The 13,163-nt window shown below is 37.5% G+C and carries 11 protein-coding genes; all 11 read right to left on the bottom strand.

The window, feature by feature from the left end; translation table 11 throughout:
- Window positions 1-4 precede the first annotated feature (4 nt).
- Window positions 5-1,411: an undecaprenyl-phosphate glucose phosphotransferase gene (locus MHB56_RS12030; protein ID WP_280753158.1), complete on the bottom strand. Its 1,407-nt coding sequence runs from the start codon at window positions 1,409-1,411 to the stop codon at window positions 5-7.
- Window positions 1,408-2,307 (bottom strand): glycosyltransferase family 2 protein, encoded by a 900-nt coding sequence (locus tag MHB56_RS12035; protein ID WP_249267659.1) that lies wholly within the window; start codon window positions 2,305-2,307, stop codon window positions 1,408-1,410. The genes MHB56_RS12030 and MHB56_RS12035 overlap by 4 nt, the downstream gene beginning before the upstream one ends.
- Window positions 2,308-2,469: 162 nt before the next feature.
- Window positions 2,470-3,489, bottom strand: a complete 1,020-nt coding sequence (locus MHB56_RS12040; protein WP_341143610.1) for a glycosyltransferase family 2 protein — start codon at window positions 3,487-3,489, stop codon at window positions 2,470-2,472.
- Window positions 3,490-3,607: 118 nt separating this feature from the next.
- A complete protein-coding gene (gene rfbD / locus MHB56_RS12045; RefSeq protein ID WP_038573485.1) occupies window positions 3,608-4,471 on the bottom strand; it encodes a dTDP-4-dehydrorhamnose reductase in 864 nt (287 codons plus the stop codon).
- A 24-nt stretch (window positions 4,472-4,495) separates the two neighbouring features.
- The gene (gene rfbB / locus MHB56_RS12050) at window positions 4,496-5,518 is read right to left on the bottom strand and encodes a dTDP-glucose 4,6-dehydratase (RefSeq protein ID WP_341143611.1); all 1,023 of its coding nucleotides are present in this window, start codon (window positions 5,516-5,518) and stop codon (window positions 4,496-4,498) included.
- A 272-nt stretch (window positions 5,519-5,790) separates the two neighbouring features.
- Window positions 5,791-5,898, bottom strand: a complete 108-nt coding sequence (locus tag MHB56_RS29845) for a transposase (protein WP_139332127.1) — start codon at window positions 5,896-5,898, stop codon at window positions 5,791-5,793.
- A gap of 1,117 nt (window positions 5,899-7,015) precedes the next feature.
- A complete protein-coding gene (locus MHB56_RS12055) occupies window positions 7,016-7,402 on the bottom strand; it encodes a GtrA family protein (RefSeq protein WP_217696595.1) in 387 nt (128 codons plus the stop codon).
- Window positions 7,403-7,406: 4 nt separating this feature from the next.
- Complete coding sequence (locus MHB56_RS29850; RefSeq protein WP_076282461.1) at window positions 7,407-7,772, bottom strand: DUF2304 domain-containing protein; 366 nt, start codon at window positions 7,770-7,772, stop codon at window positions 7,407-7,409.
- Complete coding sequence (locus MHB56_RS12060) at window positions 7,769-8,494, bottom strand: glycosyltransferase family 2 protein (protein WP_076282460.1); 726 nt, start codon at window positions 8,492-8,494, stop codon at window positions 7,769-7,771. Before MHB56_RS12060 ends, MHB56_RS29850 begins: the two co-directional genes overlap by 4 nt.
- A gap of 333 nt (window positions 8,495-8,827) precedes the next feature.
- Complete coding sequence (locus MHB56_RS12065; protein ID WP_341143612.1) at window positions 8,828-11,653, bottom strand: DUF7657 domain-containing protein; 2,826 nt, start codon at window positions 11,651-11,653, stop codon at window positions 8,828-8,830.
- A 409-nt stretch (window positions 11,654-12,062) separates the two neighbouring features.
- Window positions 12,063-13,160 carry a hypothetical protein gene (locus tag MHB56_RS12070; RefSeq protein WP_312151144.1) on the bottom strand — a complete coding sequence of 366 codons (1,098 nt, stop codon included), beginning with the start codon at window positions 13,158-13,160 and terminating at the stop codon, window positions 12,063-12,065.
- Window positions 13,161-13,163: the final 3 nt, after the last annotated feature.

Consider the following 13,163-nt stretch of genomic DNA (forward strand, 5'->3'; position numbering starts at 1 on the left):
GGTCTCAATATGCGTTTTTGTTAACGAAGCCGTTGCGAATCGTTTTGAAAATAATTCGAATATCGAACAGTAAGGACCAGTTCTCGATATAGAAAATATCGTGCTTAATCCGTTCCTCAATTGAAGTATCCCCGCGCAGCCCATTGCTCTGTGCCCAGCCCGTAATTCCTGGACGCACATGGTGCTTCACCATATACTTCGGAATTTCATCACGGAATTGTTCTACATAAAATGGTCGTTCAGGCCGTGGGCCAACTACACTCATATGACCGAGTAATACATTAAAAAATTGCGGAAGCTCATCCAGACTTGTCTTACGGATAAAGGTTCCAAATCGAGTTCTACGAGGATCTTCCCGCGTACTCCAACCTGTATCCTCTTCCCCGTCCTGCTGCATCTTCATTGAACGAAACTTATACATCATAAAATTACGCCGATTAAGTCCCACCCGTTCCTGCCGGAATATGATCGGTCCCGGTGAGGTAAGACGTACGCCGAGAGCTACGATCAGCATCACAGGAGATATCATAATAATAGCGAATAGAGAGAACACGATATCAAACAAACGTTTTGCCATCTTATTCCCCGTCATATCCAGTGGAATATCACGAACATTAATCATTGGCATACCTGCAAAGTTATCAAAGTAAGGACGAGCTGGTAAATAATCAAAGAAATCCGGAATAATCAATGTGCGTACCCCTGCTTTTTCACAGGCTGCAATAATCGAAGGATATTTAGAATGCGCATCGAGCGGCAAAGCAAGAATAACCTCGTCCACAGGCAGCATCTCCAGCATTCCGGATAACTGATCAACCGTACCTAGAATCGGTTTATAGCGCTGTTCTTCAATTCCATCCCAAGTATGATAGTCGTCTAAGAAACCAATGGCTTCATATCCAAGCTCAGGATATTGTTCCAAATTGTTGTAGAATCTCTTACCAAGAGTACCTGCGCCGATGATAAGTACGAACTGGCGATTCAATCCTTTTTCGCGCAAAGATTTAAGCATCTTCTTCAACACATAACGGTAAAGCATAATGGAAAGAACATTAAATCCCATATAAATAGCCAGATATGTACGGGAGATATCAATTTCTTTCACGAAAAACATTAGACCGAGCAGGATGAAGATGCTCATGATATGCACTTGGAAAATCTTAATAAATTCATCGACAAAACGTTTCTTACGCTTAGGCAAATAAAGCGATAAAAGGATACCGATTAAGACAGCTACTCCGCCATAGATCATACTCCAATAAGCGTAAGACTCTACAGGCAGCGTGTTATAGGATTCCATCCATCCGCTCTTGAACTTGATCCACCAAGCCGCCAAAAAAGACAGCTGAATGACAATGAAATCAGCAACCATATAGAGCTGTGTCAAAAATTTCTGATTCCGCCGAATCATAATCTCACCTCAGTATTCTTATCGTTACGAGTGCCTGTTTCAGGGGCAGAGCTAAGACTCTGTGCAGGTGATGGAACTGCTTTAGGAAAGATTAGGGCATTCCGCAAAAGGGACAGAGCAAACTTCATACCAACACCAGCATATACTGTTCCATTTATAATACTGTTGTACTTCCTACTATAATGCTTACGATGAAATAAAATCATTGCCCTGTGAAATTCATAGACGATCTTGAACGGTCTACGTCTGGCACTGCCGCCTTTGAGATGTACGATGGAGGTCTTCGGATAATAATAAATCTCCCAACCAGCCTCTTTAATACGATAGCACCAGTCTAAATCCTCACCGTACATAAAAAACTCTTCATCTAATCCGCCGACCTGATCAATCGTCTCCCGCCGCAGCAGCATAAACGCACCCACCAGACAATCTATCGGGTAATCAAGATCAGGGTCCAGATAACCTAACTGGTAACCGTTAAACTTCGGTCGATCCGGAAACAACTTACTGAAACCAAAAGCATAATAGAAGGAAGCTGACGGTGTAGGAAATCCTCGCTTACACGCTTTATCCAGCGACCCATCTGGCAATATAATCTTACATCCTGACGCCCCAACATCGGGACGACCATCCATAAAGGAGATCATCGTCTCCAGCGTATCCCTGCGCACCACCGTATCTGAATTGAGTAATAGTACATACCGTCCGGATGAAGCTTCCATCCCCTGATTATTTGCACGCGCAAACCCGACATTGTCGTTATTTGCGATCAACATGACACTTGGAAACTCTCTACCAATCATCTCTACCGAATCATCATGGGAATTGTTGTCTATCAAAATAATCTCATAGGAATAGTTCGTTTCTGAGTCATATACCGACCTGATACAATCCATCGTCAGGCGACACGTGTTGTAATTGACAATAAGTATGCTTACATCTACATTCACTGCGTAACGCTCCTGACAAATATAGTAATCTACCGACAATTATTATAACATAAAACCTCCCTGAGAGGAGGTGACCTTTCAGGGAGGTTTTTCCAGATACTGTTTGATTTACGTGTTCTTTCGCTCTTTTACGATGGTCTGTATATATTTTCGTTTCTTTTTTAACGCTGGGAGCTGAGTGAAAAAGGATTTCCACGCTACGATTAACTTCGGCTCTCTCAGAAGCATATAACCATGAGCGGCAATTTCATAGGGAAGGGAAATCAAGATTGTCTTCAGCATAGTTCGAGCCGATTCATTCTTGTAGATCATTTTGTAGCGATTAATGTAAGATATTCGCCGGATGAACATTGGTTTGGTACTACGGCCAGACGTTTTCCACCCACGTTCATGATACCCAATTGCCTCAGCATCATAATACCCCTGCCAGCCAAATAGCTGGGCTCTCCAAGCCACATCCACATCTTCCTTATATGCAAAAAAATCTGCATCAAAAAACTCCCCATCAACACTAACGTCTTCAATCATCCGTCGAGAATACATCGCCGCCGCCCCAGATACACCAAATACTGTACCCGACTGTTTCCATAGTTCTGCTGGCTCCCCCGCACCACGGTCAAACGCACGACGTGCCTTGTTCATCCGAAGACCAGTGCTATCCACTAATCCGTGATCAGCCCTTAGCAAAAGCTTACCTGTGGCGCTGCCGATCTGCGGGTTGGCTTCCATTTGTGCGATTAGTCTAGAGATATAGTCTGGAGCCAGCGTCAAATCCGGATTGAGGACAAGCACATAATCTGTTTCTGTAGCAGCTATAGCTTGGTTATGAGCTGGGGCGAAGCCTGTGTTTTTTTGATTTTGGATAAGTAGAAGGCTCGTGGGCGCTTCCTTGTTAGCTTGTGAATTGAACAGATCTAATTCCTCTAGTGAATTACTAAAAAAAGCCCCTTTATCGATCGCGTTAAAGAATATATTCACTTTCTCTGCACAATCGTCCGAAGAAGCATTGTCCACAACAACAATTTTCTCAATAGGATAATCCTGTGCCATTACTGCCTCTAAGCAATCTATAATGTCATCCGCACTGTTGTAGGTGACGATATGTACACTAACTGTTTTGTTATTCATGAGTATCCTCGACTTTGTAATTTCTAATTAACTACCTGCTTCCTTCTTATTATAACGAAAGAACACAAAAAACTCCCGCATCGTTATAAACGATTTAGGAGTTTCAATTGGTGCTTTTCTATTCTTTTAGCTCTAAGAGGAAATCTCTCAAGCCTTCACGCCAAGGTCGAATGTCCTCAAAACCATTCGTACGTATCGACAGATGCTCCATCACCGAATTCCGAGGACGTGGTGCAGGTCTCGGAAACTGTTCCGTAGCACACGGTTCAAGCGTAGCAGTGAATTTGAAACCCAAAATATCCTCGGCCTCTACAAAGATCGCCTGTGTAAATTCAAACCAGGTACAAGAGTCGCTATTTGACGCATGGTATACACCATACTTCTCAGTTTGAACAAGCTCAAGCAAGAATCGAGCTAAATCGACTGTGTAAGTAGGCGAACCTTTTTGGTCATCGACAACTTGAAGCATTGGCTTTTCTTGACCAAGCTTTAGCATTGTTTTGACAAAGTTATTTCCGTATTTGCCGTACACCCATGACGTTCGTACGATGAAATACTTAGAGGAGAGGGATTGAACGAGTACCTCACCCGCACGTTTCGATTTGCCGTATATACTCTTAGGGTCTGTATTATCATATTCATGGTAAGGCTGTGCACCCATACCATCAAATACATAATCCGTGCTAATATACACCAGCTTGGCTCCAGCTTTTTCAGAAGCAAGCGCTACATTTCGGCTGCCAGTAGCATTAATTAAATAAGCTGCATCAATATCACTTTCTGCCGCATCTACTGCCGTATGAGCAGCACAATGAATAACCGCATCCGGTCCAAACCCGCCAATAACTTGGATGCACTGATCCAGATCAGTAATATCCATCTCCTGACGATCGCAAGCCAACACTTCGTGACCTTGATGCTGGAGCAGTAAAACTACGTCCTGACCTAGTTGTCCGGCCGCACCTGTAACAAGTACCTTCATAGCTATTTTACCCCCGTATCAAAATTACAATGAGTCACCTAAACGATCACCATATTGCTGTTCAGCATATTTTTGGTATTCCCCAGATTGAATACGGGTCCACCACTCGCGGTTATTGAGATACCATTGGATAGTTTCTTTAATACCTGTTTCAAACGTATGTTTCGGCTTCCATCCCAGTTCATTCATAATCTTAGTTGGATCAATCCCATAACGGCGATCATGACCAGGACGGTCTTGAACATAAGTAATCAAAGAATCAGGCTTGCCTAGTTCCTGCAATACCGTGTTTACAATATGCACATTCGTACGTTCATTATTGCCACCAATGTTGTAGACTTCGCCGTTCACACCCTCATGAATAACCAAATCAATCGCGCTGCAATGATCCTCAACATACAACCAATCGCGGATATTCATTCCATCGCCATAAACAGGCAACGCTTGATCAGCAAGTGCACGGGAAATCATCAGCGGAATAAGCTTTTCCGGGAATTGGTACGGGCCATAATTGTTTGAGCAGCGGGTAATATTCACTGGCAGTCCAAACGTTTCGTGATACGCACGTACTAGCAAGTCTCCGCCTGCTTTACTTGCTGAATATGGACTGTTAGGAGCCAGAGGAGTTTCTTCGGTGAATAATCCTGTCGCTCCCAGTGATCCATATACCTCATCCGTAGATACTTGAACAAACTTAGTGATACTGTATTTTTTCGCCGCATCCAAAAGCACTTGTGTTCCAAGTACATTCGTCTTCACAAACACTTCCGGCTCTAAAATACTCCGATCCACATGCGACTCCGCCGCGAAATTGACAACGACATCCACACCCTGGCTAATCAGTTCATCCATCGCAGTAACATCTGTAATGTCGGCCTTCACAAAAGTGTAATTAGGATTATTCTCAATTGCTTTCAGATTCTCTAGATTGCCTGCATACGTCAATGCATCTACATTAACAATTTCGTAATCAGGGTGTTGTTGTAACATGTACAGCACAAAGTTGCTGCCGATAAATCCGGCTCCGCCGGTGATGAGGAGTTTCATGTGGTTACCACCTTTTTAGATTTGTTTAATAATTTGTATGATTATTCTAACACGCAGAAAGGATTAATTATTAATTCATTGTAAAAGTATTTAAAAAATAAACTCTACACCCCAACACACGTGTCACCCATTCATGATATGTCGATTACTATTTCAAGAGAATATTTATTATATATAGACCGAAATTTTGAATTACATGCGTACACCAAAGACGATCAATGACCTCCATAGGATTGATGTTGACACGTTTTTACGCGGGTGTGAAGAATTTTTTAGTAAAACACATTGTGGACAATATCACTTTTTAGCCATATCCATAGCCCTTCAACTAAGTTGAGCTCCATAGAATACTTCGGCAGGAGCACAAACTGTAGTCGAATATCTTTTGCAAATAGGCTTGCTCTTTTGTGGCATGTTGAATTCGGCTATTATCTAGGAGCATCACAATTCCCCCTCAGGATAGGCCCGTTGGACTGCATCAAGAAATAGGAGGAGTACCGGGGCGTCATATCGTTCGCCATTACGGTAAAGGACTTGCAAAGTCTCGTAGTTTAGGATCCAAACAGTTTGGCTCCGTTATGGCAGTCATAGTCGGTACTTTCGCTGCCGACCTACCGAAACTAGATGTACTTCAGGGATTGGTACGCCTGAATCAATATTTGAGCTTTTAGCATTAATGATATATATAAGATAATTTCAGAAATGATTGTAGTTCTGTATTTATTTCTTCATATTATTTATTTATGATGTTCGATATCGATTTGCAACATATAGTTATATATATTGAACTCAAAAATTAAAATATAAAAATCATCTTCATGAGGTGAAAAATAGTAAAGAAGCAAATACGGGGATTGAAATGAATTACGAAAACGAGATTGAACAACTGACAATGGTAACGAAAGACACAGAAAACGCCAACATGTACGAAAGAGATTTAGCAGTCTGTTTACATTTAAAAGGTCAGAAGTTAATCTAAATTGCAGATATTTTTGAAAGTTCTTCTCATACATTTAGTGGGTACTCAAATGATCATTGCAAGCACGTACTTTCAGTCCTAAAATTTGGACAATATCCCGAAGACATTCAAAACGTTCCGACGACCAAAAAGAACGACTCAAGGTAACGATTGCAAAGAAAGGACCTGTGGGAATCTTAGATTCGAACTCAGACACACCTAGACCTTGAAAATCTTATTTACATCATCTACTCTCATTTCACTGCCTTCACATAACTGATCAATCATTATCCTCTTGAAACGATTAACTACTGCTGTTTCGAGTATGAAGTTCTCAAGTTCAATCTATGTTCCATTCGATACCGATGGACAAACGCAGCAGTAAACGATCGACACAATTACACTAACCCTTTCCATAGCCAGCATCAATCCACCCGTTAAAAAGGCATTCCCATTGAATGTAACAGCCATCCAATGTCGGGTAGATAATCACCTATTGAATCGCCTCTTAGCCACAATCCTAACCCTCAGAATGATTTTCAAGCAAAAGCCCAGTAACGATTTAAAGTGAAATTAGAGATAGGTACAACAATAATAACGATAACCTGAGCCCAAATATACCAAACTCCCAACAAGTTAACTAACAGGAACATAATTAAAAGGTTAATGCCAAGACCAGATAATGATACAATTACGTATTTGTAAAAAAAAGATTTCTTTTTCTCCAACTGAAATGTCCATTTTAAATTAATATAATACGAAACAATTAGTGATAAAATAAAACCTGCTGATGAACCTATTAGAGGTTGAAACCCTTCCTTTTCAACCAAAAATATCAATACAGAGGTATGCAGTATTGTTCCAATAGCACCAACCATTGCATATTTAATAAATTGTCTCATGATTTCTATCTTTGCAATCCTCACAGAATCACTCCATTTTTCTTTCATTTTCAAATTGTTTTAATTCATTTTTCAAGAGCCCTACTTCTTGGGAAAGTTGGCGTATTTTTATGGAGTTTTTAGATATTTCAGATGTCAAATTATAAAGTATCATTAAGCAAGTCATTATTCCGAATAGAAACAGTGTATTCACAGGAGTTTCAATTGAAAGCAATTTCGAAACGAAAAGAACAATATTAGGAAATATGGCGATGAGTATATTAATAATTGTCATAACAATCCAGAGAATTGTGTACTTTAACTCTATTTTATAAGCTTTGATTCTTACTATAAAAGAAACAAATATTAAACTACTAAGTATAATTAGGATGAGTTGCAAATTAAATGGAATCATATGTCATCTCCTAGTAATTCTAAGCTCTCTACTAATTCCTTTTTTCTAAATCGATCAATAAGAATTGCTAATGAAACTTTTATAACGTAATAGATTGACCTCATTAAGTTTATAGAAGATGAGCCAAATTGTCTTTCTGACATAATCACCGGCACTTCAAGTATTCTATAATTTTGTCTCAATAGAGCAACTATAGATTCTGGTTCAGGATAATCTGTTGGATAATAATTAGCAAAGTAATTCATAACCTTCAAGTTACACGCCCTAAACCCTGAGGTTGGATCAGTTATTTTCATTCCTGTAAGTAATCTAATCAGCGAGCTAAAGTATTTAATTCCGATTCTCCTCACGACACTTGATTGAAACCCTTCTTTCTCAATATATCTTGATCCAATTATCATATCGGCTTCTCCATTTAAAACAGGAGTTATTATCTGTAGTAGATAATTTGGATCGTGTTGACCATCCCCATCTACCTGTACAGCAACATCATATCCATTTCTAACACCATACGTGTATCCAGTTTGCACAGCTCCACCAATTCCTAGATTACATGGTAGATCGATATAATTAACTTTTAGTTCACTGAGAATTTTCAGAGTATTATCAGTAGACTTATCATTGATAACAATGACATCAACATTAAGTTTATTTAACTCAAACACTAACTTCCTTATATTACCTTCTTCATTGAAAGCGGGAATTATCACTAACACTTTCATTTCTATCTTTCACCTCACGATATTTTCTTAAGTACCGACAAACATTTCAGATATTAGTAAAATGAAGTGCGCCAACTAAAAAAGATAAGGTCCATGCAAATATTCTCTGGGCATGTCTGCCAGCACATCGGTTTGGGACCTGGTCGTCATCCTTTACGACACACGATAATTGAGTTTTGGCCGTCCCCTATTAAAGGGTACACGACGGCCTACACACTCGAAGAAACGCATCAGGAGCACTGAGTACGAAGCTTCTCCGCTGGAAGTCACCTCACGAATCGTTTCTGGATGATCTATCGCACTTAGTTTGACATCACTTCATTTAATAATATCTCAGTAATTGATGCGATAAATTGACCACGGATCTACACTGTCTTTATATAATAAAGTTACTTCACCTTTATCAATAATACTTTGAGGGATAGGAATCATTGTGAATATATATTTAATTTTTAAGTCCCTAGCAGTTTCAATTGGAGTATAAATGATACGATTAGTACCATTTACCTTTAGACTCCTTTCATGATCTAAAAGTGAAAATTCTAAATCGCCATCAGTTAAGCGCATATCAATATGAGCAAATTGATTCCAAAGATTGATATGTTCATGTTTTTTATCAATGATGCTCATCATTTCCCAATCCGGATAGTAATATGTTCCAGTTGTCCTTGCAACTCCTTGTGCCGTTACAAGATTCGATATAGTGGGACTACCACTAACCATCCATCGGCCAGCATCCACTGAATTGATTTTTCGTATTTGCTCCATGGTAGTCTTCTCGAACATAGAATCGGTTCCTTTGGTAATAGGATTTACCATAATTGTAGAACAAACTGAAAGAAGTAAATACAAAACAATAAAAGATTGTACAGAGTTATAATTACCCTTCATTAGCAAAAATCCCATATATGAGAGTAAGACAACTACTAAAATCATCAATATAGTACCGATAGAAAATGACTTGAAATAACTAAAAATATTTATGCTATTTGTCATTATGCAAAGTGTTAGAAAGCATATAACGCTAGATAAAATAAGTGGCATTCTCCCTGTGAATAAATTTTCCCGTTTGTCCTCCAAATGAGCAAGAAGACATACAATTAATAAAGTGAAACTGTAGCCATAAGCATATGTGATCCTAACAGGATACGTAAAACTTAATAAAGTTATCTTGTTGAAGAATGGCACTTCAGGAATCCACGAGACGAGCATTAAAAATAAAGAAACACTCAATAACAGGGACATTAATAGAGACTTCTTTTTATTTTTGAATATTAGGGTTGTAGCAACTATAATAACGAATGGAGTAAAAGTGAAAAATTGGCTAATCTCACTCGCATTTAAAAAATCCGGTTGTTTAATACTTGCAGTAAAAATATTTACAAACTGATATAATTCAAAGTCCCAAGGAAGCTTAATCCATGGTCTATCAGAACCAGGGTATACCGTATTCATAATAACATGCAAAGCAGGTTTTGAATTTGAATAAAAATGATATAAAACCAGTGCGATTGGTATAAGCATCACTGCATATTGTAGTAATCGAGAAAAGGCGAACGGTTTATTCTTTTTATTCTCAATTAATACATATATGAAAAGCATCAAAAACACATAACCCAAAGGAACCTGAGTTGCAGGATACATAGTCAATATATAAACTAAAGCGAATAAAGCTAGTCCGGATAAACTGATAAATTTACCAAATAACTTTTTAGAATTTAAGTACTTATTAAATAAAACTATTGCAAATTGCCCACTCATAAGCATAAGCATTAGTGCTTGTGATAGCCACCATTGGACCGGCGGAGCAAATGTAATAACAATTGCAGTAATGATTCCAAACCGTTGTTTTTTTGTGAGAAGAACTCCCATTTCATATGATGCCATGAATAATAGAATTAACCGCAATGTCCAATAGAAAGAAAATGCATAATCATTAGGCATTACCATAAATCCCCAAAGATCAGGTCGAGCGATTACAGTTATGTCTTTAACTGGTGCAAATGCAGAAATAACCATGTCAGTACCAGTAAAACTCAAGTTTTTATTGAAGTACTGTAGTGTGGGATTTGCATTTGTCTGGGCAAAGTAATAGGGTTTCTCTGTGGCCCATTCATCACCTCTGATTCCTTGGGGATTGCCTAGTAATGTGCTTTGTTGATAGCTTGGAGTATTGCCTTGTAGCATTCCATCATAAAACCCTAATGATGATCCGGTGAATTTTCCTAACACCATAAGAATTAGCAAGATAAATGCCAAAATATATCGATACTTATGTGCTTTAGATTTTCCTAAACTAACTATTAATCCTATAATGAAAATAAATGATGAAAAGAAGTATATTCGATCAAATGAGAAAACGTAAGAATTTAGAAAATAACGATGAGCAGTGTCGAAGTTAAAGAACCCTGATACTTTTGCGATACTTCGTAATATAACAACATCCAATATAACCGCTGATATGATCGAAATACATATAATTATAATTAAATTAAATGCATTTTTTAAAAAAGTATTTTTGATTACAAACTTCTCTTTAATTGTTTTATAGTAAATCGGCAATTTTGGTAAACTACGAAATATCAAGAGCAATTTATTAATAAACAATATGAATAAGGCTATACAAGCTATAAAAAGCTCTTTGATTAAGAATGAATTTTTGAACTTTATTGGTAAATTTGAATATGTGTCTGTAGAGTAAATATGACCATCAGGACCAGAACTAGCGATGTTAACGGTTCCGTCTTCAAAAGAATATTGAGAAATATCGTTTTTAAATTTAAATTTATCCAAAAAAACTTTTTCACTAATAACATATTCATATAGAGGAGATTTTTGAATAGACAAAGAATATATCTTAAAATTTCCTGATGTATCACCAAAATCAATTCGCAGCTTATTAGAATTAACTATATCTAATGGAAATTTCACATTTTGCACCTTGCTACTTTTCACAAAATACTCTTGAGACATATGAGAATCATCAAAGGGATAATCGGGGTGACCATTATCATAAAAAAAACTAATTTTAGAATCATTTTCACTGTAAATGGATAAATTCACTGATTGTCTAAAGGATGTGAATATAGCAACATTCATTAGCACTATTAATATAATAAACAAAATAACTTTTTTGTGCGTTTTAGTTATATATTTCATAAATTCTCCTGTGTTATATATTGTTTGCGTTCTTGATAACGCGCTTTAGTATAGCAAGAGTAATTTCAAAAAACTATCGAGCTCCCTGGTTCACATCTCAGAATGACAATGTTGTTTGTTGCCCTGTCTCCGGCTGATCATAAGCACAACCCATTGTCGCCATCCTCGGATGAGCACATGTAAAAAAACCTTTAGTATCTTTGAGCTACAATGTGTAGATTGTTCTACCCATACTCTCGTTCGTCTGAACCCTTCCATTTACGTAAAAAAGCAGACTAAACCAACCCAACCCACGTGAATATATCCGGCATAATACATGGAATAAGGAGTTACCTCGGGTTTTATAATTGTTACGTTACGCCGAAGAAACTCCTTATAATATGCATTCAGCTACTTTGAAGATCTAATATCATTTAGCAATTTTCCGAATCAACTTTTTCAAGAAAGCACCAAAGCCTTCTGAACGTATAATACTTATTGCTTTCGATGATAATGATTTGTATTTTTTAAAATTAACATTTAAATTCAATTTACTATTAAAAAAATCATTACTCATTTCAAACGGATTTTCCATACTAAACATCAAATCATAGTCTTTGCGATAATCCATTCTTACCAAATCATTTATTTTTTCGCCTGATTTATAATATGCATAAGTCCATTTTGTTTTAGAGATATTATCAGAATTATTTAAATTGTGATAATATGCATATTTATCATACAAATCTTTGAAGGGGTGAGGCCCTTTAGGAAGCCAATCATTCATGCATTTTTCAGCAGAACTACCAAATCCTGAGTAGTGTATAAATCTTAGGGGGTCCCCTTTTACATAATATTGTCCACTTTGTTCAGTCATATCACAATTCAATAGTGACCACGGCGCAAAATCATATCCATGATGTTTAAATATTTCCACATCAAAAAAACACGGTGCCAAATCAATCCACTTTTGATCAGTAAAAATTCCTCTCGCAATGTCATCATAGCAAAATAAGTATAATCTCTCTGCCCACCAGTTTATGAAGCTTTGGGCCTCCTCACTTCTGTTTACAGCAAGAAATCCTAAGTTATAAACACCATGAGATGTGCTAGAGAGTTCCATATCAATATTACCTGGCTGAAGCAAATGCGGACAAAGTACTATTGGTCGAGTTATCAATAGCTGCTTAAGTTCTATAAAATCTGAATACACATATATATCTGGATCTAAATAAATAAATTGATTCTCATCCTCGTAGTTAGCATAAAGATACTTGAAAAATTGGCCTTTTACAGCTGTAGAAGCTTCAACAATAGTATGTTTAAATATAAATCGATTGAAATTTCCTTCCCAAGCATCCTTCGATAGTACGATATCATCGAAATACTCGTAATTGAATTCAGGAAGCATCTCTTGTTCAGTTAGACATATGATAAACTTACAATTTGGTATATTATCCTTTACTGACTTCGCCAATGTACGGGCTTTATGCAAATAATTTGCACAAATAGAAGTGAATATGATCATCGT

It is taken from the genome of Paenibacillus sp. FSL H8-0315 (genome assembly GCF_038005365.1).
Taxonomy (GTDB): domain Bacteria; phylum Bacillota; class Bacilli; order Paenibacillales; family Paenibacillaceae; genus Paenibacillus_AQ; species Paenibacillus_AQ odorifer.

Bases quoted from the DNA above. Each gene is read 5' to 3' on its own strand.
- rfbB (WP_341143611.1), bottom strand. From the start codon at position 5,518: ATGAAACTCCTCATCACCGGCGGAGCCGGATTTATCGGCAGCAACTTT.
- MHB56_RS12035 (WP_249267659.1), bottom strand. From the start codon at position 2,307: ATGGATTGTATCAGGTCGGTATATGACTCAGAAACGAACTATTCCTAT.
- MHB56_RS29850 (WP_076282461.1), bottom strand. From the start codon at position 7,772: ATGATTCCATTTAATTTGCAACTCATCCTAATTATACTTAGTAGTTTA.
- MHB56_RS12065 (WP_341143612.1), bottom strand. From the start codon at position 11,653: ATGAAATATATAACTAAAACGCACAAAAAAGTTATTTTGTTTATTATA.
- rfbD (WP_038573485.1), bottom strand. From the start codon at position 4,471: ATGAAGGTACTTGTTACAGGTGCGGCCGGACAACTAGGTCAGGACGTA.
- MHB56_RS12030 (WP_280753158.1), bottom strand. From the start codon at position 1,411: ATGATTCGGCGGAATCAGAAATTTTTGACACAGCTCTATATGGTTGCT.
- MHB56_RS12070 (WP_312151144.1), bottom strand. From the start codon at position 13,160: ATGATCATATTCACTTCTATTTGTGCAAATTATTTGCATAAAGCCCGT.
- MHB56_RS12060 (WP_076282460.1), bottom strand. From the start codon at position 8,494: ATGAAAGTGTTAGTGATAATTCCCGCTTTCAATGAAGAAGGTAATATA.
- MHB56_RS12040 (WP_341143610.1), bottom strand. From the start codon at position 3,489: ATGAATAACAAAACAGTTAGTGTACATATCGTCACCTACAACAGTGCG.